The 24653-nt window shown below is 42.9% G+C and carries 15 protein-coding genes; 10 read left to right on the top strand and 5 right to left on the bottom strand.

The window, feature by feature from the left end; all coding sequences use genetic code 11:
- Positions 1–7 precede the first annotated feature (7 nt).
- The 5 genes from C1A09_RS11960 to C1A09_RS11980 all read left to right on the top strand — a co-directional run bounded on the left by C1A09_RS11960 (position 8) and on the right by C1A09_RS11980 (position 8293).
- Entirely contained in the window at positions 8–997 is a 990-nt protein-coding gene (locus C1A09_RS11960) for a GSCFA domain-containing protein (RefSeq protein WP_101544495.1), read from the top strand.
- On the top strand, positions 973–3453 hold the full coding sequence (locus C1A09_RS11965; RefSeq protein ID WP_101544497.1) for a bifunctional UDP-N-acetylmuramoyl-tripeptide:D-alanyl-D-alanine ligase/alanine racemase: 2481 nt from the start codon (positions 973–975) through the stop codon (positions 3451–3453). Before C1A09_RS11960 ends, C1A09_RS11965 begins: the two co-directional genes overlap by 25 nt.
- Before the next feature lie 130 nt (positions 3454–3583).
- A complete protein-coding gene (locus C1A09_RS11970) occupies positions 3584–3802 on the top strand; it encodes a Sec-independent protein translocase subunit TatA/TatB (RefSeq protein ID WP_101544498.1) in 219 nt (72 codons plus the stop codon).
- A gap of 259 nt (positions 3803–4061) precedes the next feature.
- Positions 4062–4874, top strand: a complete 813-nt coding sequence (tatC, locus tag C1A09_RS11975; protein WP_101544500.1) for a twin-arginine translocase subunit TatC — start codon at positions 4062–4064, stop codon at positions 4872–4874.
- Positions 4871–8293, top strand: coding sequence for a DEAD/DEAH box helicase (locus C1A09_RS11980; protein WP_101544501.1), 3423 nt, complete (start codon positions 4871–4873; stop codon positions 8291–8293). The genes tatC and C1A09_RS11980 overlap by 4 nt, the downstream gene beginning before the upstream one ends.
- A 358-nt stretch (positions 8294–8651) precedes the next feature.
- Here C1A09_RS11980 and C1A09_RS11985 read toward each other — a convergent pair whose 3' ends face one another.
- The 3 genes from C1A09_RS11985 to C1A09_RS11995 form a co-directional block, all read right to left on the bottom strand.
- On the bottom strand, positions 8652–10097 hold the full coding sequence (locus C1A09_RS11985) for an MFS transporter (RefSeq protein WP_101544503.1): 1446 nt from the start codon (positions 10095–10097) through the stop codon (positions 8652–8654).
- Positions 10098–10236: 139 nt separating this feature from the next.
- Positions 10237–11193 carry a 5-dehydro-4-deoxy-D-glucuronate isomerase gene (gene kduI, locus C1A09_RS11990; RefSeq protein WP_101544504.1) on the bottom strand — a complete coding sequence of 319 codons (957 nt, stop codon included), beginning with the start codon at positions 11191–11193 and terminating at the stop codon, positions 10237–10239.
- Between the two features lie 40 nt (positions 11194–11233).
- Positions 11234–12613: a PTS galactitol transporter subunit IIC gene (locus tag C1A09_RS11995; RefSeq protein ID WP_101544506.1), complete on the bottom strand. Its 1380-nt coding sequence runs from the start codon at positions 12611–12613 to the stop codon at positions 11234–11236.
- A 293-nt stretch (positions 12614–12906) separates the two neighbouring features.
- On the opposite strand from C1A09_RS11995, the gene C1A09_RS12000 reads away from it, so the two are divergent.
- Together C1A09_RS12000 and C1A09_RS12005 are read left to right on the top strand one after the other, a co-directional pair.
- Positions 12907–14142, top strand: coding sequence for a glycoside hydrolase family 88/105 protein (locus tag C1A09_RS12000; protein ID WP_101544803.1), 1236 nt, complete (start codon positions 12907–12909; stop codon positions 14140–14142).
- A 32-nt stretch (positions 14143–14174) separates the two neighbouring features.
- Positions 14175–15113 (top strand): pectinesterase family protein, encoded by a 939-nt coding sequence (locus C1A09_RS12005; RefSeq protein ID WP_370448203.1) that lies wholly within the window; start codon positions 14175–14177, stop codon positions 15111–15113.
- Positions 15114–15150: 37 nt separating this feature from the next.
- On the opposite strand, the gene C1A09_RS12010 is transcribed toward C1A09_RS12005, so the two are convergent.
- The gene (locus C1A09_RS12010) at positions 15151–15498 is read right to left on the bottom strand and encodes a cupin domain-containing protein (protein ID WP_101544510.1); all 348 of its coding nucleotides are present in this window, start codon (positions 15496–15498) and stop codon (positions 15151–15153) included.
- A 60-nt stretch (positions 15499–15558) separates the two neighbouring features.
- Between C1A09_RS12010 and C1A09_RS12015 the strand changes: the two genes are divergently transcribed.
- Positions 15559–17325, top strand: a complete 1767-nt coding sequence (locus C1A09_RS12015) for a pectinesterase family protein (protein WP_101544805.1) — start codon at positions 15559–15561, stop codon at positions 17323–17325.
- A gap of 63 nt (positions 17326–17388) precedes the next feature.
- Complete coding sequence (locus C1A09_RS12020; protein WP_101544512.1) at positions 17389–18699, top strand: acetylxylan esterase; 1311 nt, start codon at positions 17389–17391, stop codon at positions 18697–18699.
- Positions 18700–18817: 118 nt separating this feature from the next.
- Here C1A09_RS12020 and C1A09_RS12025 read toward each other — a convergent pair whose 3' ends face one another.
- Positions 18818–19999 (bottom strand): dienelactone hydrolase family protein, encoded by a 1182-nt coding sequence (locus tag C1A09_RS12025; RefSeq protein ID WP_101544514.1) that lies wholly within the window; start codon positions 19997–19999, stop codon positions 18818–18820.
- 79 nt (positions 20000–20078) lie between these two features.
- Here C1A09_RS12025 and C1A09_RS12030 point away from each other — a divergent pair, with 79 nt between their 5' ends.
- Positions 20079–24524, top strand: coding sequence for a hybrid sensor histidine kinase/response regulator transcription factor (locus C1A09_RS12030; RefSeq protein WP_101544516.1), 4446 nt, complete (start codon positions 20079–20081; stop codon positions 24522–24524).
- The last annotated feature ends 129 nt before the right edge of the window (positions 24525–24653 follow it).

The raw sequence follows: 24653 nt of genomic DNA on the forward strand, positions 1-24653 counted from the left end.
GGAGATTATGAATTTCTACACTCCCGTTTACCTCCCCGCTGGCTTGCCGCAACTTACGCATAGTGACCGTTTGATGTCGATCGGTTCTTGCTTTGCCACCGGCATGGGGGAACGGCTTGTCGATGCCAAGTTTCGTTGCGACGTCAACCCATACGGTGTACTTTATAATCCGTTGTCCATTTCTGCTGCTTTGCGTGAAATTGTGGCAGGAAAGATATACGGGCGGCAAGACTTGTTTTTCTTTCGTGAATGTTGGCACAGCCCGATGCATCATGGCGATTTCTCGTCACCCGAAGTGGAAGAAACTTTGCGACGTATCAACGGGCGTATTGTCCGGGCACACAATGATATTTTCAGTCTGGATTGCTTGTTGCTGACTTTCGGTACGGCATGGGTGTATGAACGGAACAGCACGGGATGTATTGTCGCCAACTGTCACAAGCAGCCGGAGAAGTGTTTCAACCGTCGTCGGTTGGGGGTAGAGGAGATTGTGACGGACTATACTTCGCTGCTGTCGGGATTGCTGGCACGAAACCCAAAACTGAAGATCGTGTTCACCGTTAGCCCTATCCGTCATGTGCGCGACGGGTTACATGCCAACCAACTCAGCAAAGCCACGCTACTGCTTGCCATCGACCGTTTACAGGAGGTGTTTTCGGGGAATGTGTTTTACTTTCCTGCTTATGAGTTGGTGCTGGATGAGTTGCGTGATTATCGATTTTATGCAGAAGACATGGTGCACCCTTCCGAAGTAGCTGCCAGCTATGTTTGGGAACGCTTTTCATCGGCCTGTTTCTCTTTAGAGACGTTACAGATAATAGAAGAAAGTGAAAATATACATAGAGCGTTGGCGCATAAGCCCTTTCATCCGGATTCTGAAGAGTATAAGCGTTTTTTAGGACAAATTGTGTTAAAAATAGACCGACTTAACGGAAAATACCCGTACTTAGACTTCAAAAATGAGAGAGAAATATGTCGTATACGATTGAAAGCATAACTGAAATCATTGGTGCACGGCGTGTAGGGGATACACCGGCCACCATTGACTGGCTGCTTACCGACAGCCGTTCATTGAGTTTCCCCGAGGAAACACTTTTCTTTGCACTGACTACCAAGCGGAACGACGGTGCGCGATATATACCGGATTTATATGCTCGGGGTGTGAGGAATTTCGTAGTGAGTGAGGCGGTGGCACAGTCCATTATCAATTATCAACTGTCGACTGCCAATTTGTTGATTGTTGCAAGTCCTTTAAAGGCTTTGCAAAAATTGGCGGAACAGCATCGTGACCGTTTCCAGATACCTGTTATCGGTATTACGGGTAGTAATGGAAAAACCATTGTGAAGGAGTGGTTGCACCAGTTGCTCAGTCCCGAACGTATCATCGTGCGTTCGCCACGTAGTTACAATTCGCAGATTGGCGTACCTTTGTCCGTGTGGCAGATGAATGAGGAGTCTGAGCTCGCCCTGCTGGAAGCCGGGATTTCGGAGCCGGGGGAAATGCGTGCTTTGCAGAATATCATAAAGCCTACTATCGGTATACTGACGAATATTGGTGGTGCGCATCAGGAAAACTTCTTCTCCTTGCAGGAAAAGTGTATGGAGAAATTAGCGTTGTTCAAGAACTGTGATGTGGTGATTTACAATGGCGATGACGAATTTATCAGTAATTGCGTGGGCAAGTCGATGCTTTCGGCGCGTGAAATTGCATGGAGTCGTAAGGATATGGAACGCCCTTTGTTTATAAGTAAGGTGGATAAGAAGGACGATTTTACTGTCATTTCTTACCGTTATCTGGACATGGACAACACGTTTACTCTACCATTCATTGACGATGCTTCCATAGAGAACTCGTTGAATTGTTTGGCTGCCTGTCTGTATTTGATGCTTCCTGCCGAGAAAATTACAGAACGGATGGCAAAGTTGGAACCTATCGCTATGCGTCTGGAGGTAAAGGAGGGCAAGAACGGTTGTCTGTTGATAAATGACAGTTATAATTCCGATCTGGCTTCGCTGGATATTGCGCTCGATTTTCTGTACCGGCGTTCGCAGAGCAAGGGTTTGAAGCGGACACTGATTCTTTCGGATATCCTGGAGACAGGGCAGAATACGCCTACGCTCTACCGACAAGTGGCGCAATTGGTGAACAGTCGTGGCATAGAGCGCATTATCGGTGTGGGGAGTGAGATTTCTACTTGTGCTTCACGGTTCAACATCGAAAAAACTTTCTATCCCAATACGGATACGTTGACGCGTGCCATTGCAAAAGGGGAGTTGCGGCTGGAAAATGAAATAATTCTGATAAAGGGTGCACGTAAGTTCGGTTTCGATTCCCTCACAGAGGTACTGGAAAAGAAGGTGCACGAAACGATATTGGAAGTAAACCTGGGGGCGATGATTGCCAATCTGAACTATTATCGTGGCAAGCTGAAACCCGAAACCAAGATGGTGTGTATGGTGAAGGCCTCGGCCTATGGCGCGGGTTCGTATGAAATTGCTAAAACTTTGCAGGAACATCATGTTGATTATCTGGCGGTTGCTGTTGCTGATGAAGGCTCGGAACTGCGTAAGGCAGGTATCACCGCAAGCATCATCATTATGAATCCTGAAATGACGGCATTCAAGACGTTGTTCGACTATAAGCTGGAACCGGAAGTGTATAGTTTCCATTTATTGGATGCATTGATTAAGGAGGCGGAGAAAGAGGGGGTCACGAACTTCCCCATTCACGTGAAACTGGATACGGGTATGCATCGGCTTGGTTTTGCGCCGGAAGATATGCCCCGGTTAATAGAACGCCTGAAGGGGCAGAATGCTGTGATTGCCCGTTCGGTCTTCTCGCATTTCGTGGGGAGTGACGCGCCGCAGTTCGATGCGTTTACGCGTAGGCAGATAGAGATGTTTGAAAAGGCTTCGATGCAGTTGCAGGAGGCTTTCCCGCATAAGATACTTCGTCATATCTGCAATTCTGCGGGTATAGAGCGTTTTCCTGGGGCGCAGTTCGACATGGTGCGCCTGGGACTGGGATTGTATGGTATCAGTCCGATAGACAATTCTATTATGAATAATGTGAGTACGTTGAAAACTACTATTCTCCAGATACGGGACGTGCCCGAAGAAGATACGGTGGGGTACAGCCGTAAAGGGCACTTGACACGGCCTTCACGCATTGCCGCCATTCCTATCGGCTATGCCGACGGACTGAATCGGCACTTGGGTAACGGTCGTGCTTATTGTTTGGTGAACGGGCAACGTGCCGCATACGTGGGGAATATTTGCATGGATGTTTGCATGATAGATGTGACTGATATTGACTGTAAGGAAGGTGATGCAGTGGAAATCTTCGGTGATCATTTGCCAATAACCGTTCTCTCCGATGTGCTCGAAACTATTCCTTATGAAGTATTGACGAGTGTTTCGACGAGAGTGAAGAGAGTATATTATCAGGATTGATGAGAATTGTGGCTTATTGGTTTGTGATTAATCACCGAACATTACACATTATTCGCCAATCATTACACATTAATCGTCAATCATTAATCATTATTTCACTATCTTTGCATCAAATTAATCCTGTATAACTATGACAAACTTACTTTTACTAGGTTTCTTGCCCAGTGGTTCCGAATGGGTTATTATCGCATTGCTTATATTGTTGCTGTTCGGCGGTAAAAAAATCCCTGAATTAATGAAAGGATTGGGTAAAGGCGTGAAGAGCTTCAAAGAAGGCGTAAATGAGGCGAAGGAAGAAATTAATAAGGCTAAAGACGAAGTGGATAAACCGGCTGAGGAGAAAAAATGATAATTTTCTTTCACCGTAAGAATACAGAGGTCGCAAAATTTTCCCTTATTGATAAGCAGGTCTATCTGTCATTAGCTCCATTCAAAATCTCTTCTGATTATTTCATTAGGGTATAGTCTGAACCTGTTGAAAAGTCTATTCTCTTTATGTATACGAGGAGAAGAGACCCTTCGGCAAGTTCAGGATAACAGATACTGACAGAGTATAATAATAATCTCTGTGTCTTCTACAGTGAAAACTAAATTTCCTGTTTATAATCATGTCTGATAAAGAATTAACCTTTTGGGATCATCTGGATGAATTGCGCCGTGTGTTGTTTCGTATTCTTGGTGTGTGGTTTCTGTTGGCGGTCGGTTACTTTATTGCAATGCCCTATTTGTTTGATAATGTGGTGTTGGCACCTTGCCATAACGACTTTATCTTTTATGATGTGTTGCGTTATGTTGGTGAGATATTCGATCTGAAAGATGAGTTCTTCACACAGGAATTTCATGTAAAACTGATTAATATCAATCTGGCGGCACCGTTTTTTATCCACATGTCTACAGCATTTTGGATGTCGGTAGTGACGGCTGCGCCTTATATCTTCTTTGAAATTTGGCGGTTCATCAGTCCGGCGCTCTATCCGAAAGAACGCAGGGGGGTGAAAAAAGCGTTGTGTATCGGTACGGTGATGTTCTTTCTGGGGGTATTACTAGGTTATTTCATGGTTTATCCGTTGACATTACGCTTCTTGTCTACTTATCAGCTAAGTGCGGCGATAGAAAATCAGATCTCTCTCAATTCGTATATTGACAACTTTATGATGCTGGTGCTCTGCATGGGACTTGCATTTGAGTTGCCGTTGGTGACATGGCTGCTGTCCTTGTTGGGGCTGGTGCATAAGTCTCTTTTGCGGAGATATCGCCGTCATGCGCTTGTTGTCATCGTAATTGTTGCTGCCATCATTACTCCGACAGGCGATCCTTTTACATTGACAGTCGTTTCGGTTCCACTCTATATGCTCTATGAGTTGAGTATATTGATGATTAAGGATAAGAAAAACAAGGAACTGGCGGATATCGAAGTATGAAGGAATTCAATGAATACTACGATATATTGTTAGCGGCTTGCAGAAGTGAAGATGTGCTTCTTGCCGCCGCTTATCGCCGGTTGCGTGAACTCCTTGAACACCTTTGTCGTACGCAGATGACAGACAGTAGCTTACAAATGACTGACCTCTCTGCACGTATCAACTTTGTAGCTTCCAAGACAGGACTTTCTGTGGTTGAGCAGAACCGTTTGCACACGTTCCGTCTGACTTCCAATGCCATACTGAACCGGCAGGTAGAGCCACAGCGGGAACATCTGTTGCGTGATGCCAAGACGTTGGCTTTCTTCGTTAAGCGACTGACAGAAGTGGATATTCCCGATGAACTTTATCGCCTGTTTCCACGTGCCGATGCTACTTATATTGTACTCCCGCCTGCTAGGGAGTGTGTACGACGTATGCGTGTCAGTTTTCAGCAAGCTGATGATACTTATTTATATGTATTGCCTGTAGATTCGGTGGCAGACGAGCCGTTGAAGGTACGTTATAATATACCGCAAGTCAATGAGGAGTTTAATGAGACCTGTCGTTTGTTATGGCGTCATGCTCAACTCAATCTGCTGGATGTGGCTGTGGATGAATCGGGAGTTTTGACTCCTTCATTCATTATATTGGAACCTGATTATCTGATAGATATCAGTTCACTGGCGGAGTGTTTCAAAGACTACGGTCACCATCCTGCCAACTATCTGTTAGCTCGTTTTCAGCTTCCTGAAAATACACGGTCACTTCTGCTTGGTAATATCGCCAACCTTTTTTTGGATGAGTGGATTTATGCCGACAACGAGCCGGATTATCTAGTTTGTATGAAGAAAGCTTTCCGTACCTATCCCATCGAACTGGCAGCATGCGCTGACTTACGTGATCGGGAGAAGGAACGGGAATTCTTTGCCGATTGTAAACGGCATTTCGAGAATATACGGCAGACAGTGAAAGAAACGTTCCATACTTCTGGCTATAACCTGGATAAAACGGATGCTGTATTGGAACCTTCTTACATCTGCGAGGCTCTGGGCTTGCAAGGACGGCTCGATTATATGCAGCGGGATATGTCTTCGTTCATTGAAATGAAGTCGGGTAAGGCAGATGAATATACCATCCGGGGTAAGGTGGAACCGAAGGAAAATAACAAGGTACAGATGTTGCTCTATCAAGCTGTGTTGGAGTATTCCATGGGGATGAATCACCGGTGGGTGAAAGCTTACCTGCTTTATACACGTTATCCGTTACTTTATCCGGCACGTCCATCGTGGGCGATGGTACGCCGAGTGATGGACGTGCGGAACCGGATTGTGGCGAATGAGTACAGTATCCAATTACGCAATAGTCAGCAATATACGGCAGAGCGCTTGCAGGAACTTAATTCTGATACGCTGAACGAGCGGCAATTGGATAATACGTTGTGGAAACGGTATCTTTTACCTTCCATTGATGTAGTGAGACAACGCATTGAGACATTGTCACCTTTGGAAAAGTCTTATTTCTATACGCTTTACAACTTTATCACTAAAGAACTTTATACCTCCAAGTCGGGGGATATGGACTATGAAGGACCTGCCGGCGCGGCTGCGTTATGGCTTTCCACACTGGCTGAGAAGTGTGAGAGTGGGGAGATTTTGTATGATTTGACAATACAAGAGAATTGTGCGGCAAATGTACATAAGCCTTATTTGTCATTGCGAAGGGTTCCGGTTGCTTGGGAGGAACCAAGTGAGGGGGGACTCCCGAACTTTCGTCGGGGAGACGCTGTGGTTCTTTACGAAAGAAATACAGATACCGATAATGTTACCAATAAGATGGTGTTCAAAGGAAATATCGAATGGATTTCTGATACGGATTTGTGCATCCGTCTTCGGGCCTCACAACAGAATATAGCTGTTCTACCAATGGATAGCCGTTATGCTGTGGAACATGATATAATGGATACTTCTTTCCGAAGTATGTATTGGGGACTTTCCGCTTTTTTATCGGCCACGTCAGAAAGGCGGGCTTTGTTGTTAAATCAACGTCCGCCTGAGTTTGATGTTTCATTGGATGATGACATAGCTTCAACAAAGGATGATTTTGAACGTATCGCTTTGAAAGCAAGGGCGGCTCGGGATTATTTCTTGTTGATTGGTCCTCCGGGAACGGGCAAGACTTCCCGTGCCTTGCGTAATATGGTCGAGACGTTTCATCGGGAAGGAAAACAAATCTTGTTACTTTCGTATACTAACCGTGCGGTGGATGAAATCTGTAAAACATTGACTGCAATTACTCCGGAAGTCGATTTTATCCGCATCGGTAATGAGTTGTCATGCGATGTGTCTTATCGTTCATATTTAATAGAAAATGTACTTGAACCGTGTAGTACCCGGCGTGAGGTACAAGAACGTATGTCGCGTTGCCAGATTTTTGTGGGAACGGTTGCTACACTTTCTGCCAAAACAGAGTTGTTCAGACTGAAAACCTTTGATGTAGCTATCATAGATGAGGCTACTCAGATATTAGAGCCACAGTTGTTGGGACTGCTTTGTGCCCGTAGTGTTTCGGGAGGAAATGCTATTGGTAAGTTTATCTTGATTGGAGATCATAAGCAGTTGCCTGCGGTAGTGTTACAATCTTCTGAGCAGTCGGAGGTATGTGACGAGAATTTGCGTGCCATTGGACTGCGTAATTTGAAGGATTCACTTTTTGAGAGACTTTATCGGAATGTTACTTTAAATTTACCTGTTTCGGTTGTTAACCGTCAACTGGCAAATTTCAAATCTTTTGATATGCTTTGCCGGCAAGGGCGTATGAATGTAGATGTAGCCGCTTTTCCTAATCATGCCTTTTATGGTGGACTTTTACAACCGGTAGGGTTACCGCACCAATTTGGAAAACTGGAACTTGCTTCGGGGTTGGCAGATAGTGAGTTCGCAGATTTGTTGACTTGCCGTGTCGCTTTTCTGCCTTCTGTACCCGATGCTGTGATGCAGTCTGTCAAGATGAATCACTCGGAGGCGCAAATTGTAGCGCGGTTGGCGAAGGAGGTCTATCGGCAATATATGTTTTCTGAGGGTGGTTTTGATGTAACGCGGACATTGGGAATAATTACTCCTTACCGTAGTCAGATTGCTTTGATTAAGAAAGAGATTGCCGCTATGGGTATTGTTGCTTTGAATGATATTTTAGTGGATACAGTAGAACGTTTTCAAGGTAGTGAACGGGATGTGATTATTTACTCATTTTGTGTAAATCGGGCATATCAATTAAGATTTCTTGCCAATATGACGGAAGAGGATGGTGTGCAAATAGATCGGAAACTGAATGTGGCGTTGACACGTGCCCGTAAGCAGATGTTTATGACCGGTGTACCTCAACTACTGAAACAAAATCCTGTATATGCACGTTTGCTGCAAGCAGTAAGATGCTTTTGAGTTGGTAAACTTTCATTGGCTTTACTGATTTTTCTCCTTTTACTTTAGTAGAGTGAAGAATGACTATTATAGGTGATTATTTAATGTTTATTAAATGTTTTTCTTATATTTATATATTTTATTAATAGCTTCGCGTAGGATAAAGCGTTATATTTGCAACACGTTTTTTTCATAGAGATTTAGATTTAAGGTTAGAAGAATTGTGGAAGTCGTGAGACTTCCCTTTTTTTCACCTTAAAATGTTTTCCTTATTTGTTACCGTTGGGCTAAATGCTAAAATCCAGTTCCGATAAGGGAACAAAAAAGCTCTTTCGTAAGAAAGAGCTTTTTTGTTTTTTTATGCTTATTGGGTTCTGTATCAGTCAAGTACGATAGGTTTGTATTTAGGAACCAATCCTTTCATAATTACCCATCCTAACAAGTAAGCTACAGCACATACGCAGAAGATTACGAAATAACCGGCTGGCTTTCCTTCGAATCCCATGAATGTCATATTAGTGTTTCCTGCATATACAAAGAGTTCACCGGCAATGAATTGTAACAACATGGAACCGATGCCACCTGCCATGCCGCCAATACCGGTAACAGTGGCGATTGCTGATTTCGGGAACATATCGCCCACAGTGGAGAAGATGTTTGCAGACCATGATTGATGGGCTGCTCCACCGATACCAATCATAATAACCGGGAACCATGGTGAAATAGTGCCTAAAGGTTGTGCTAATAATACCAACAACGGGAAGAATGCGAAAATCAGCATGGCACGCATACGCGCTGCATACGGATTTAGTCCGGTTTTGTTGATGATGATAGTAGGTATTTTACCACCGTAAATGGAAAGCATGGTGATAGCATACAATGTGAAAATGAGTGCCATACCCAGTCCCTCGGAAGTTTTGATACCGAACTGTGTGTTCAAATAGGACGGGGTCCAGAACAAGAAAAACCACCATACACCGTCGGTCATAAATTTACCGATGGCAAAGGCCCATGTCTGCTTATAACCGAAGCATTGCAAAAAGCCCATTTTCTTTTCCTCTTTTTGGTTTTCCTCTTTAACTCCCGCAATCTCGTAGCTGTCTTGTTCTATATATTCTAATTCAGCCTTGTTTACATGCTTACTCTTGGCAGGAGCTGTATACATAAATACCCAAAAGCCCATCCAGATAAACCCAAGCGCACCAATTACAATAAATGCCATTTCCCATCCCCAGGCTTTAGCCAATAAAGGAATAGAAATAGGAGCAATCAACGCTCCGATAGATGCGCCGGCATTGAATATGGAAGTAGCGTATGCACGGTCTTTCTTGGGGAAATACTCGGCAGTAACCTTGATTGCGGCTGGAAAGTTTCCGGCTTCTCCTAAAGCTAGTACACAACGGGCTGCCAGGAAACAGTACATACTGATGGTAGCGATAGTCACTACTACGTCACCGGTAGCCCCCATTAATTCTGCTGCACTATGTAAACCTACAAAATGTTCTGTGATTATACCGCAAAAGGCATGGAGACAGGCACCGACTGACCATACGCCAATAGCCCATAAATATCCTTTTTTAGAGCCTAGCCAATCTACGAAACGGCCGGCAAATAGCATACAAGCCGCATATACAAATGAGAAAACTGCAGTAATTGTTCCGTAGTGAGATTCATCCCAATGAAATTCCGGTTTGATGAATTCGTCCCAGGTAAGTGACAATACCTGACGGTCGAGGTAATTTACTGTTGTTGCGAAGAATAACATGGCGCAAATAGTCCAACGATAATTGGTCATTTTGCCCAGTGTGTTTTGAAATGTACTCATGATATAGATTTGTTATTTTATTTGCAAATGTAGGGGTTTGTGTTGTGTTTCTGGTGTAATTTTTGATGTAAATCATGGAGAAAATGACAAAATAGGCATGGATTAGAATAATCCATGCCTATTCTGTATTAAAGAGAGTTTATTTCATATCAATGTATTTAATCTCATCTTTGTCGCTATATTTCAGGTTCTCACCACCCATACCCCAGATGAAAGTATAGTTACTGGTTCCTGCTGCTGCGTGGATACTCCATTCAGGAGAAGTGATGGCTTGTTCGTTGTGCAACCATACAAGACGTTCTTCCTGAGGTTCACCCATCAAATGACAAATTGCATTTCCCGGAGTCAGGTTGAAGTAGTAGTAAGCCTCCATACGGCGTGTATGAGTGTGAGCAGGCATAGTGTTCCATACAGAACCGGGAGCCAATTCCGTAAGTCCCATTTGCAATTGGTTGGTACCACCGTCTTTCACTCTTTCCAATACATCTTTCACAATCAGTTGGTTTACGATACGGTCGTTACTGTCTTCCATTTTTCCATAATGATCGGAAATTCCCAGAGCATATTTCTTAGGATTAGCTTTCTGGAGTTTAACGTCAGTGGTAATCAGCTGAGTAACGTAAGGTTTGTAAGCCGGAGCTGAATTGATATAGAATTTTGCAGGATTAGAAGCATCGTTACTTTTGAAAGTAACTTCCTTATTACCGCAACCCACATAAAGTGCTTCTTTGTATTTCATCGGATATTCCTTACCATCTACGGTAACCACTCCATCACCACCGGTGTTGATAACACCCAGTTCACGACGTTCCAGGAAATAAGTGATTTCCGGACCAAGTTCACGGAATACTTCTAACTTCAAAGTCTTGTTTACAGGCATGGCACCTCCATAAATCAAACGATCGTAAAGAGTATAAGTTACGTTAATTTCGTCCGGAGCCATTACTTTGTCCATCATAAAAGAGCTACGAAGACGTTCCGTGTCATAGTGCTTTACGTCTGACGGATGACAGGCTGTCTGTACTTTGTAGTTTACTTGGGCGGAAGCCGTCAATGCGGCAGCACCCAACATCAGGGCAATTGCTAATTTTTTCATTTCTAATATAAACTTTTAAGATGAATATGCTATGATTAATTTAAGCTTCTTTTATAGTCTCTTTTGCTACCTTTTCGCTACGGATGATGGCACGACGGTTGATCAACATCAATACGATAGCTACCAAAGCCAACAGAGCACCACCCACATACGAGAGTTTTATACCTCTATATATGGTCCAACCGAAGAAAGAAGACGCAAAATCAATTGCACCGCCGGAGAAACCATCAGGAATGTGTGCCGTTGGGTCATGTGTCTCGGCGTATACATTGTTGGCAGCCAAAGTAAAATCTGGTGCCATGTCGGTTACGAAGTACAAACCGATAATCAGAGTGACGAGACCTACTATTAATGTTTTCAATACATTACCCTTAGTGAAAGGTAATACCATAGGAAACAAGTAGAACATACCAGCCAAAGAAGCTAATGGCAGGAATTGGTTACCCGGGAGAAATACTGCCAATGCCAGACTGACAGGAATTAAGATAACCGATACTACCAAGGTCGTAGGGTGTCCGATAACCAATGCAGGACTCATACCGATGTTTATCTTCTTGCCATTAAATTTGGCTTTCACCAATTCGGATGTCTTTTCAGATATAGGTTTCAATCCTTCAATGAACAAAGAAGTAATACGAGGAATAAGTTCCATTACAGCTCCCATTGTAATGCCTAAGAAAAGTATTTTCTTAATATCCAACTGTGCAGCCCATCCAATCAACATACCTACAATGACACCCAATACCAACGGTTCACCTATCACACCGAATTTCTTTTTCATTCCTTCGGCATCAATGTCTAATTTGGAGAAACCCGGTATTTTGTCCAGTGCTTTATTGATGACAATGGCAAAAGGCATAAAACTTTGGCAGAACGGTTGAGGAATAGATATTCCATCTAAATCATAGTATTTTTGGAACTTCTCAGCAGTAAGGTCTGCACAAACCAGCGTAATAACATAACAGATAATAGCGGCAAAATACCCCCATGCCAAATTTTCACCTGTAACAAAGTATGCCACAGCACCAATAAAAGCAAAATGCCAATAGTTCCATAAATCGATATTTATTGTTCGTGTAGTCTTGGTGATGAGCATTAAAAAATTAATACCTAAGCATATAGGTATTATTAGCGCACCTACAGCTGTATTATAAGCAACAGCGGCAGCGGCAGGCCATCCCATATCGAACACGTTTAGTTGCAGGTGATATAAATCGGATATGGTTTTTAAAGGATTGTCAAAATTAGTTGTCAACAGAGCTGTGACTACTCCTAAACCCACAAAACCGACTCCGACGAATAGGCCCGACTTCAGAGCCTTACTGAATTTCATCCTAATGCACATGCCAATGATTGTAAAGATTATTGGCATCATAACAGCTGCTCCTAAACCGAGGATGTACTTGAAAACTTGTTCCATTCTTTATGCGTGTTAAATTGGTAATTGATTATGTTTTACAATAGTATGTATTAAAAACTGGGGTCAAAAATAAGACCTTTTATTAATTAATCAAACTGGAAAAGCATAATATTTAGTAAAAAGGACGATTTTAGACAAATTTGCTCGTTATCGTGCACAAAATTACTCGTTTCCGTACACGAAAACCAAATAATCTACCTTCTGTACTGAAAAGTACACACTTGTTTAGTAAGAATACGCTATTTTTGTTTCGTAAATAAAGAATAGGTCTAATACCCAAAATGAACAATTTCATGAAAAAGATTTTTATTTGTAAATTATTTGTATCTGGCTTGTTACTGATATTATCCTTAGGAATTTCTTTAGGGGTATCTGCGCAACGTGTAAGTAAGGAACTACCTTGGTCAGTGCGTATGGTAGAGTCTGAAATGATTCGTTGGCCTGAATCCTGGCAGCTTGATTTTCAGCCAAAATTGAAATGGGACTATTGTCATGGACTGGAACTTCAATCCATGCTGGATGTGTACGACCGTTATGGTGATAAGAAAATTTATGATTATGCTTTGGCATATGCCGATACGATGGTCAATAACGATGGGACCATTAAAATGTACAAGTTGCAGGAATATAGTTTGGATCGTGTGAACTCCGGTAAATTTCTATTCCGTATTTATGAGCAAACCAAGGATGATAAGTATAAGAAAGCACTCGCCCTGCTACGCAGCCAGTTCGATGGGCAGCCTCGGAATGCCGATGGCGGCTTTTGGCATAAGAAAATTTATCCAAATCAGGTTTGGCTGGATGGTGTCTATATGGGAGCGCCTTTCTATGCGGAATATGCTTTCCGTAATAATGAAGTGAATGTTTATGCAGACGTTATCAACCAGTTTTTGATGGCGGCCCGCCATACCTATGATGCGAAAAATGATTTATATCGTCATGCTTGCGATGTAAGCCATAAAGAACGTTGGGCGGATCCTGTGACCGGACAGTCAAAACATAGCTGGGGACGTGCTATGGGATGGTATGCTATGGCATTTGTAGATGCACTGGATTTTATTCCGAAACATGAGGCGGGACGTGACTCCATGCTGATTATTTTCAATAAAATAGCTTCGCAAGTGAAACGTTTGCAAGATATGAAAACAGGTTTATGGTATCAAGTATTGGATAAGAGTGGTGCAGAAGGTAATTATTTGGAGTCATCTTGTTCTGCCATGTTTGTGTATGCTCTGTTTAAAGGTGTACGTAAAGGATATATTGATAAATCTTATCTGGATGTAGCAATTAAGGGATATAAAGGAATTCTTGATAATTTCATAGAAGTGGATAAAGATGGTATAGTGACCATAACCAAAGCCTGTGCTGTTGCCGGATTAGGTGGAAAGGTATATCGTTCAGGTGATTACAACTATTATATCAATGAAACTATCCGTAATAATGATCCCAAAGCCGTGGGGCCTTTTATTTTGGGAAGTTTGGAATGGGAGCGTCTTCAGGAGGTAAAAGAAGTGATAAATCAGAAATGAAGGATAGAATAAGGATCTTGGCTGTCTGTATAATGATTGTGTCATGTGGCGTTGTTTCCCTGTCCGCAGCCAATCAGTGGAAAGATACATTGGTAGTGTCGCGTGACGGTTCGGGCGATTATCGTTCATTGAATGAAGCCATGGAGGGAATTCGTGCTTTTATGGATTATAAAGTGACGGTATTTATCAAGAACGGACTTTATAAGGAGAAGGTGGTTATCCCCTCATGGTTGCAAAACATAGATTTCATCGGTGAAGATACGGAGAATACGATTATTACGTACGATGACCATGCCAATATCAATAAGATGGGTACGTTCCGTACTTATACGGTAAAGGTAGAAGGTAACGGTATTATCTTCAAGAATTTAACGATTGAGAATAATGCAGCGCAATTAGGACAGGCCGTGGCGCTTCATACAGAAGGTGATCGTCTGGTATTCATTAATTGCCGTCTTTTGGGAAATCAGGATACCATCTATACGGGGCTTGAGGGTACTCGTCTTTATTTTTTTAATTGTTATATAGAAGGTACTACCGATTTTATATTCGGTTCTTCTACCGCTTTATTCGATAATTGCACGCTCCATAGCAAGAAAAATTCATATATCACGGCGGCATCTACTCCTGCCAATGTGGAAGTGGGATATGTTTTCAAGAATTGTACTTTGACGGCAGCGCCAGGTGTAGATAAGGTTTATCTGGGACGTCCGTGGCGTCCGTATGCTGCAACTGTATTCATTGATTGTGAAATGGGGAAACACATCTGTCCGGCAGGCTGGGACAACTGGCGTAATGCAGAGAATGAGAAAACGGCACGTTATGCCGAATATGGTAATAAAGGTGAAGGTGCCGCAAATGTCGGTCGCGTACAATGGGCAAAGCAACTTTCAAAGAAAGAAGTGGCCAAATACAATGATTTGAAGTATATATTTAGGATTTGTAATGAATGGATACCGGAAGGAAGATAAATAGTCATTCAGGGGCATAACGCCCCTGAATGACTATTTATCTTTTCAAAAAATCCTCCCTCATCGGGCTGAAGCAGTCAATCAGTACCCCTGCTTCCAAACAGACACATCCGTGTACTGCATCCGGTTCCATATAAATGCCGTCTCCCGCTGAAACGATTTGTTTTTCGCCGTTGACGGTAAATTCAAACTTGCCGCTGGCAACATATGTTGTCTGCGTGTGATAATGTGTATGGGGTGTGCCGACTGCTCCCTGCTCGAACTTTACTTTTACGAGCATTACTTGGCCATCATAACCCATGATCTGACGAACGACGCCTTCACCGGCAGGTTCCCATACTTTCTCGTTTTCGAGAATGAATGTATTACTTCTTGTCTTTTGCATTTTGTGTAGAATCTATAAATAAGTGTGGCAAATATAGTAAAAAACATAAGTTTGAAAACCATGAAAAATAAATTGTTTCTGCTACTTGTAGCATTCTTTTTGTTTTCCGCGTTCAAAGCGGACAAACCGATTGTTACGATCTTTATGATTGGCGATTCGACAATGTCGAATAAATCGCTCACAGGAGGAAATCCCGAGAGAGGATGGGGCCATGTGTTGCCCGGTTTCTTTTCCGAAGACATCCGGATAGACAATCATGCCATGAATGGTCGTAGTTCCAAGAGTTTTATCGACGAAGGGCGATGGGATAAAGTACTTTCTCTGATAAGGAAAGGAGATTATGTATTCATCCAGTTCGGGCATAATGATGAAAAACCCGTTGCCGACCGCCATACAGATCCCGGAACTACCTTCGATGCCAATCTGCGTAAATTTGTGAATGAAACACGGGCCAAGGGTGGCATTCCTGTTTTGTTCAATTCCATTGTACGCCGTAATTTTGGAACGGCTGATGAAAAGGCTGTAGCACAGGCAATCATCCAAGATGATATCCGTAAAGGAATAAATCCCGATGCCAAACGTGAAGCATCGCAGACTCCATCTCCTGAGAAAGGTGATAAGTTGATAGATACACATGGAGCTTATCTGGACTCTCCGCGTAATGTGGCAAAAGAGTTGGACGTTCCTTTTATAGATATGAATAAGTTGACTCATGATTTGGTGGAAGGTATGGGACCGGAAGAATCGAAGAAACTTTTTATGTGGGTTCCCGCCGATGTAGTTCCTGCCATGCCTAAGGGACGTGAAGACAATACACACTTGAATGTACATGGTGCCCGTGTCGTTGCCGGGCTGGCTGTGGATGCCATTGCCAAAGTAGTACCGGAACTGGCTAAGTATGTATGTCATTATGATTTTGTAGTGGCACAGGATGGTAGCGGTGATTTCTTCACGGTACAGGAGGCGATTGATGCCGTTCCTGATTTTCGCAAGAACAAACGTACCACTATCTTGGTGCGCAAAGGGGTATATAAGGAAAAATTGATAATTCCTGAGAGTAAGATAAATATCTCGCTGATAGGTCAGGAAGGTGCTGTGGTTTCGTTTGATGATTATGCCCGTAAGCTCAATGTCTTTGGTGAAGAGAAAAGTACTTCCGGTTCTTCTTCCTGCTATATCTATGCCCCCGATTTCTATGCGGAGAACATAACTTTTGAAAATACGGCAGGACCTGTGGGACAGGCTGTAGCTTGCTTTGTCAGCGCTGACCGCGTATATTTCAAAAAATGCCGTTTTCTTGGTTTCCAGGATACGCTTTATACTTACGGAAAGGGATGTCGCCAATATTATGAAGATTGCTACATAGAAGGAACTGTCGATTTTATTTTCGGTTGGTCTGTGGCGGTATTCAACCGTTGCCGTATTCACAGTAAAGGAGATGGTTACGTCACTGCACCTTCTACCGATAAGGGTCAGAGATATGGTTATGTATTTCAAGATTGTAAGTTGACGGCTGATGACGATGTGCATAAAGTATATCTTTCCCGCCCGTGGCGACCTTATGCGCAGGCTGTATACGTTCATTGTGACATGGGCAAGCATATTCTTCCGGCAGGTTGGCATAATTGGGGGAAGAAAGAAGCGGAGAAAACAGTTTTCTATGCCGAATATGGTAGTTATGGCGCAGGTTCCAATTCTAAAACACGTGCGCCATTCTCACATCAGCTCAAAAGTGGAAAAGGCTATGAGATTGAAACCGTACTTGCGGGGGACGATGGTTGGAATCCGGTGAAGAATGGTAATGGGCTGATAGAGATAAAACGATAAAAACATTTGCCAAAGTATAAATCTGCGTCTTCTGTGGCGTATGTAAAATTTAGACATGCTATAATGAAACGAATCTTATTATCTGTTGTTTTCCTGATCTCTCTGACACTTTCAGTTTCAGCAGAGAATTATCCTTACCGTAGCGATGTGCTTTGGGTGGCCGTACCCGATCATGCCGATTGGTTGTATAAAACGGGAGAAGAAGCGACTGTAGAAATACAGTTCTATAAATATGGCATCCCTCAGAATGGAGTGACGGTAACTTATGAACTTGGTGGCGACATGATGCCCGCCGATACCAAAGGTTCTGTTGTCCTGAAAGCTGGTAAAGCCGTAATCGCTGTCGGTACCATGAAACAACCGGGATTTCGCGATTGCCGTTTGCAGGCAACTATCGGAGGTAAGACCTATAGACACCATGTGAAGGTCGGTTTCTCGCCCGAGAAATTACAGCCTTATACACAACTACCTGCCGATTTCAAAGAATTCTGGGAGAAAAACAAAACTGAAGCAACTAAATATCCCTTGAATTTTACAAAGAAATGGGTAGAAAAGTATTCTACTGACAAGATAGATTGCTATCTCGTGAAACTACAACTTAATAATCGTGGGCAAAGCATCTACGGATACCTCACTTGTCCCAAGAACATGACGAAAGCCGCTTGTCCCGTGGTTCTCTGTCCTCCGGGAGCAGGTATAAAGACTATAAAAGAACCATTGCGGCATAAATATTATGCCGAGCAGGGTTGTATTCGTTTTGAAATGGAGATTCATGGTTTGAATCCAGAAATGACGGAAACCGAATTTAAGGAAATCAGCAATGCTTTTAATGGCAGGGAGAACGGATATCTGTCCAATGGGTTGGATAACCGTGACAATTATTATATGAAACGTGTGTATCTGGCATGTGTTCGCAGTATCGATTTCCTTACGTCGTTACCGGAGTGGGATGGTAAGAACGTTATCGTTCAGGGTGGCAGCCAGGGTGGTGCATTAGCCTTGGTAACCACCGGACTGGATGAACGTGTCACTGCGTGTGTTGCCAACCATCCTGCTCTCTGTGATATGGCTGGATATAAGGTCGGACGTGCCGGAGGTTATCCCCATTTTTTCCGTGTAGGTGGTATGGATACTCCCGACAAACTCAAAACAATGGCATATTATGATGTCGTGAATTTTGCAAGGCAGATAAGAGTACCTACTTATCTTACCTGGGGATACAATGACGATACATGTCCGCCTACTACGAGCTATATTGTGTACAATCTGTTGAATTGTCCGAAAGAAGCCCTTGTCACTCCAATCAATGAACATTGGACGTCAGAAGATACGGAATATGGACATTTAGTCTGGATTAAAAAGCATCTTAAATAAGAGGTTGACAGATATATAGATGCCTTGCGAGGGATATAAAGATCTGTCGTGATAAGTCTATATATCTGTCGTGATAAATCTATATATCCCTCGCGACAGATTATTATATCCCTCAGAATTATTTTCTTTCTCTTTCAAGAGGACTGGTAAGAAACCATTTATTGAAGAATTCCAGCGTTTCTCTTTGCATATATTTGTTAAAGAAATGCTTCTCCTCCCATATCTTGGTCACAAGCTTGTCTTCTGCATCTTGACTCTTCCACACGGCACGCATGGTCTGATACGCATCCTTCACCCCATCCACCGGAAAGAGTTTGTCTTTACTTCCATTGAAGAACAGTGTAGGTTTCGGGCAGGCGATACTTGCCGTATGCGGATAATCGAGATAACGTCTCAGAGTGGGAATGAGCATCGAATAGGCCGATCCGCCTTTGTTTTGATTATTGGTGAGAGACATCAGGTATTCAGTGGTGTTCATCCAGCAAACAGATGCCGAGGCTTTGATACAATCGGTAAGGGCTGCAAGCATCCACGAACGATAAGCTCCCATAGAAAACCCCAGACACCCTACTCTTTCTTTGTCAACCATAGGCAACGAAGCCAGAAACTCAGCGCTGCGTACATCATCTATATTGATGAAAGCCCCCCAAGAAGCCCCCATCTGCAGGAAGTTGGAAGCTAACGCCTGCTGTACTTCATAATTTGTACCCTCTTTTCGCCCACGTTCTCCCCAAAATAAGGCATCTATGGCCAATACCACATATCCGTTCTGTGCAAAATAATCACCGATATATTCTCCGTCGTAACAACGTATTACCCAGTCTCCGGCATCCGTTAAGACCTCCGGCGACACTCCGAATGGACGAATCATCTTCTCTTTCCCAATTGAAAAATGGGCACCGTGGTCGTGAAGCATGACGATAGCGGGAAAAGGACCCTTACCTGCAGGAACCAGCAGATAGGCTGGTATGCTATACCAATCCGAGACATTAAACCGGATTTTACGGGCTTCGTAGCCATTTCGTTGTTCTGTTGCGACGAGTGTCATATTGTATTTTCCGGGAGCAGGCGGTAAATTCTGCATGCATTCCATTACAATGTTACGTGCATTCGTCTTCCACTGTTTGAAATCTTTTATAGAAGAGTTTCCCCATGCTTCGGGGTAGGTGAGTTGTTGCTTGAGTTGTTCGTAGAAAACCGGCATGTTTTTGAGAATTCCATAGGGGATTGTATCAGACTGGGCCGAAATGGGACTATTTACTGACAGAAATAAGATGAAAAAGAAGATAAACTGTTTCATATTTGGTACTTAAAATAAAAACAAAGATACTGGATTTTTCACTGAAATATGTATCTTTACCGCATAGAATAGATCCATTATGAAAAGAATCTTATATCTGATTGCCAGTTTAGTATGTGCGCTGTCGGCCAAATCGCAGCCCGACTGTTTTTTTACTCATTATTCATCAGAAGACGGACTTTCCCAAAATACCGTTATGAGTATTTTGCAGGACAGAAAAGGTAATATGTGGTTTTCTACCTGGGACGGAATTAATAAATTCGACGGGTATACTTTTAGAACCTATAAAGCAAAGTTGGATAACCAGATCGATTTGACGAACAACCGCATTGATCAGATGTTTGAAGATGAATACGGTTTTCTCTGGATGCAGACATACGATAACCACGTCTATCGTTTTGATCCTCGTTCGGAAGTATTCGAACGAGTACCTGCCACGGAGAAAGACGGTGCCGCAGCCACCGTTGCCACTATTAAAATATTGCCTTGTGGTTCCGTCTGGTTACTTACGGAGAAAGAGGGTGCTATCCGAATAAAGACAAACCCTGAGACATATCGCCTGACGACAGACTGGTATTCTGAAAAGAACGGTTCTTTGCAAGCTACGTTTATACATAATGTATTCGAAGATCTTTCAGGAAATGAATGGTTGTTGACTAATAACGGATTGACAATGTTTCCGGCGGGAAGCAAACAATCCGTATCTTATTTTGTAGAAGCGTCCAAACAGGAAACTTCTGCCGGGCAGCTCTTTTATGCTGCTCAGGAACACAATGACGAGATATTCTTTGGTTCGGGTAGTGGACGCGTATGGCGTTATCAGAAGAAAGACGGACAATTCCGGCTACTTCAGTTGCCCGTTTCTTCAAGGATTGTAGCTATCCGGAAATTGAATGAACAGGAAATGGTGATTGTAACCGCCACGGATGGTTTCTTTATTTACAAATTCCAATCCAAGACGACGGAACATTTTGAAGCGTCCCATCTACCTAAAGTGCCGATTCGTTCCGTTTATGTGGATAGAACTTCGGAAATATGGTTTGAACAAGAAATTTCCGGTACGGTGGTCCATTTCAATCCGAAAACAAAGGTACTGAAAACAGAAGTTATCAAGGTGGAACCTACCAGTACCGATCGTTCACGTCCGGCTTTTCATGTACATGAGGATATTTACGGTACGGTATGGGTACATCCATATGGCGGTGGCTTTTCGCGTTTTGATAAGGAAAGTAATCGTTTGTGTCCTTTCTATAATGGACTGACTGATGCAAATTGGCGTTTCTCCAACAAAATTCATTCCGCTTTCTCTGACAGACAAGGTAATCTGTGGATGTGTACACATTCCAAAGGATTGGAAAAGGTAACTTTCCGCCCTTCTCAGTTTAGGATGGTTACGCCCGAGCCCCATCGGTATGAGTCGCTGAGTAATGAAGTACGTGCTCTTTGTGAGGATAAAGAGCATAACCTATGGGTGGGGCTGAAGGATAGTAAACTGCGTGTCTACGATAGAAATCATAAAGAGCTCGGCTATCTCACTGAGGCAGGAACGGTATCCCGTACAGGTACTCCACTGATAGGAAATGTGTATTTTATCCGGCAAGACAGCAAGAACAATCTTTGGATTGCCACTAAGGGTGACGGACTGGTGAAAGCGGAGCCGCAAGGGGCAATGCGTTATAAGCTGACTCGTTATCAATATCGTAAGGATGACATCTACAGTCTGAGTGACGACAATGTGTATTGCGTTTACGAAGACATACGTGGCCGCATTTGGATAGCGACTTTTGCTGGTGGCGTGAATTACTTGACGCGTAATCAGGGAGGAAGGGAAATCTTTGTCAATCATCGTAATAACCTTAAGGGCTATCCCATTGATGACTGTTATAAAGCTCGTTTCATAACCGGCGATCATCAAGGGAATATCTGGATAGGTACTACCGTAGGTGCTTTGATGGTAAATGCGGACTTTAAATCTCCAGAGGATGCGGTGTTCCATCATTTTGTACGTGTTACAGATGATGTTAATAGCTTGAGTAATAATGATGTACATTGGATAATCTCTACTCGAAAAAAGGAACTCTATTTGGCTACTTTTGGTGGCGGACTGAATAAATTGATGTCTATTGACGAAAATGGCCACGCCATGTTCAAATCCTATTGTGTACAGAACGGTTTACCTTCAGATGTGTTACTCTCCATACGTGAGGACGCTAAGGGTAATCTTTGGATGAGTACCGAAAATGGTGTCAGCAAGTTTATTCCTGCGGAAGAAAAGTTTGAGAATTATGTGGACAAGCGTATATCCTTTCAGGTCAGGTTCAGTGAAGCGGCTTCAGCCTATACTTCGTGGGGGAATATCATGTTTGGGGCGAGTGATGGCATTTTTGTTTTCAATCCCGACTCCATCCGTAAAAGTAGTTATATCCCCCCGATTGTGTTCTCTAAGCTGCTGGTTGCCAATGAAAATGTACTGCCTGGAGAAGGCTCGGTATTGCAGAAGGCATTAGATGATACGCGCGAGTTGAAACTTTCTCATAAGGAGAATATTTTTACGATACAGTTTGCCGCGCTTGACTATACGGCACCTTTCGAGATACAGTATGCTTATACTCTGGATGGATTTGAGAAGGCATGGAATTATGTGGGCAAACAGCGTATGGCTACCTATACTAACTTGCCGAAAGGGCACTATGTTTTTAAGGTACGTTCTACTAATGCTGATGGAGTATGGACGGAAAATACGCGTTTACTCGATATCGAAATTCTTCCCTCTTTCTGGGAAACTCCATTTGCTTACTTCCTATATGTATTGTTCATTGTGCTGATTATCGTAACTGCCGTTTATATCTTGTTTACTATCTATCGTTTGAAGCATCGGGTATTTATGGAGCAACAAATGACGGATATGAAGTTGCGCTTCTTTACGGATATTTCTCATGAACTGCGTACTCCATTAACGTTGATTTCCGGTCCGGTAGAATATGTGTTGGAGAATGCTTCGCTTCCGGCAGATGCCCGTGAGCAGTTGCAGGTGGTGGAGCGGAACACGAACCGTATGTTGCGTTTGATTAACCAGATACTCGATTTTCGTAAAATACAGAATAAGAAAATGAAAATGCTGGTACAACGCATTGAGGTGGTGGCGTATACCCGTAAGATTATGGAGAATTTCGATTCCGTAGCTGATGAACATCAGATTGATTTCTTGTTTGAGACGGAGAAAGAAGAACTCTATTTGTGGGTAGATGTCGATAAGTACGAGAAAATTGTCTTTAATCTATTGTCTAACGCCTTTAAATATACATCAAATGGAAAGATGATAAAAGTCTTTATCCATGAGGATGAAAATACTGTTTCAATTGGTGTACAAGACCAGGGTATCGGTATTGCGGATAGCAAGAAGAACTCTATTTTCATACGTTTTGAGAATTTGGTGGATCGTAATCTATTCAATCAGTCCAGTACAGGTATTGGTTTGTCACTGGTGAAGGAGTTGGTTGAAATGCATAAAGCTTTGATTTCAGTGGATAGCCAGTTGGGAGAGGGAAGTTGTTTTAAGGTTGATTTCCAGAAAGGTAAGGAACATTATGATGATTCTGTTGAGTTTATGCAGGATGATGCTACCGCCGGAATGGAGGTAGCCAAACCTGTTGGTAATCAGGATGAGATGGCTCATGACCATATGGAGGAAGAAAAAACGCCTGAAGGAGAAGAAATGGGAAACTCTAAAGGTGTCATGCTTTTGGTGGAAGATAATTCGGAATTAAGACTCTTCCTGCGTAGTATCTTTTCCTCAGAATATCGTGTCGTAGAGGCGGGGAATGGTATGGAGGGGTGGAGTAAGGCATTGAAGTTCCTGCCTGATATCATTATCAGTGACGTGATGATGCCGGAAAAGGATGGTATAGCTATGACCCGTGAGCTACGTGCTGACATGACTACCAGCCACATTCCTGTTGTCCTTTTGACTGCCAAAACCTCCATCGAAAGTAAATTGGAGGGATTGGAATATGGAGCGGACGATTATATAACCAAGCCTTTCAGTGCCACCTATCTGAAAGCACGTGTGAAAAATCTACTGACGCAACGGAAAAAGTTGCAAGCTCTGTATCGTGAAGATCTGATGTCTGCCGGTGTCGCTTCTTTGCCGGAGGAAGATACAGAGGACAAGAAAGCACCGATTATGTCCTCCAACGACCGTAAATTCATGGATAAACTTCTGGAGCTGATGGAGAAGAATATGGATAACGGAGATTTGGTAGTCGATGATTTAGTACAGGAATTAGCTGTCAGCCGTTCGGTTTTCTTTAAGAAATTGAAAACGCTGACTGGTTTGGCACCTATCGAATTTATCAAGGATATGCGTATAAACCGTGCCGTGCAGTTGATAGAAACCGGTGAGTATTCCATGACACAAATATCATATATGGTGGGTATCAATGATCCGCGTTACTTCAGCAAGTGTTTCAAGAACAAGATGGGAATGACACCGACGGAATATCGGGATAAGGTATTGAAACAGTAAGCGCTATTTGGATATATAGTTCTTGTTACTGTCTGTTACAACTAATACCCGGTCGGGATATCTGACCAAAGTCATATCCATAAGGATGTGAAGACTGTTCATAAATGTTCGTAGCAGGTTGGGTGGATG

This window comes from Bacteroides cutis (assembly GCF_900241005.1).
In the GTDB taxonomy this organism is placed as follows: Bacteria; Bacteroidota; Bacteroidia; order Bacteroidales; family Bacteroidaceae; genus Bacteroides; species Bacteroides cutis.

Coding starts and splice junctions, on each gene's coding strand:
- C1A09_RS11970 (WP_101544498.1), top strand. CDS start 3,584: ATGACAAACTTACTTTTACTAGGTTTCTTGCCCAGTGGTTCCGAATGG.
- C1A09_RS12010 (WP_101544510.1), bottom strand. CDS start 15,498: ATGCAAAAGACAAGAAGTAATACATTCATTCTCGAAAACGAGAAAGTA.
- C1A09_RS11985 (WP_101544503.1), bottom strand. CDS start 10,097: ATGAGTACATTTCAAAACACACTGGGCAAAATGACCAATTATCGTTGG.
- C1A09_RS11965 (WP_101544497.1), top strand. CDS start 973: ATGTCGTATACGATTGAAAGCATAACTGAAATCATTGGTGCACGGCGT.
- C1A09_RS11980 (WP_101544501.1), top strand. CDS start 4,871: ATGAAGGAATTCAATGAATACTACGATATATTGTTAGCGGCTTGCAGA.
- C1A09_RS12000 (WP_101544803.1), top strand. CDS start 12,907: ATGAAAAAGATTTTTATTTGTAAATTATTTGTATCTGGCTTGTTACTG.
- C1A09_RS12030 (WP_101544516.1), top strand. CDS start 20,079: ATGAAAAGAATCTTATATCTGATTGCCAGTTTAGTATGTGCGCTGTCG.
- tatC (WP_101544500.1), top strand. CDS start 4,062: ATGTCTGATAAAGAATTAACCTTTTGGGATCATCTGGATGAATTGCGC.
- C1A09_RS12015 (WP_101544805.1), top strand. CDS start 15,559: ATGAAAAATAAATTGTTTCTGCTACTTGTAGCATTCTTTTTGTTTTCC.
- C1A09_RS12025 (WP_101544514.1), bottom strand. CDS start 19,999: ATGAAACAGTTTATCTTCTTTTTCATCTTATTTCTGTCAGTAAATAGT.
- C1A09_RS12020 (WP_101544512.1), top strand. CDS start 17,389: ATGAAACGAATCTTATTATCTGTTGTTTTCCTGATCTCTCTGACACTT.
- C1A09_RS12005 (WP_370448203.1), top strand. CDS start 14,175: ATGATTGTGTCATGTGGCGTTGTTTCCCTGTCCGCAGCCAATCAGTGG.
- kduI (WP_101544504.1), bottom strand. CDS start 11,193: ATGAAAAAATTAGCAATTGCCCTGATGTTGGGTGCTGCCGCATTGACG.
- C1A09_RS11995 (WP_101544506.1), bottom strand. CDS start 12,613: ATGGAACAAGTTTTCAAGTACATCCTCGGTTTAGGAGCAGCTGTTATG.
- C1A09_RS11960 (WP_101544495.1), top strand. CDS start 8: ATGAATTTCTACACTCCCGTTTACCTCCCCGCTGGCTTGCCGCAACTT.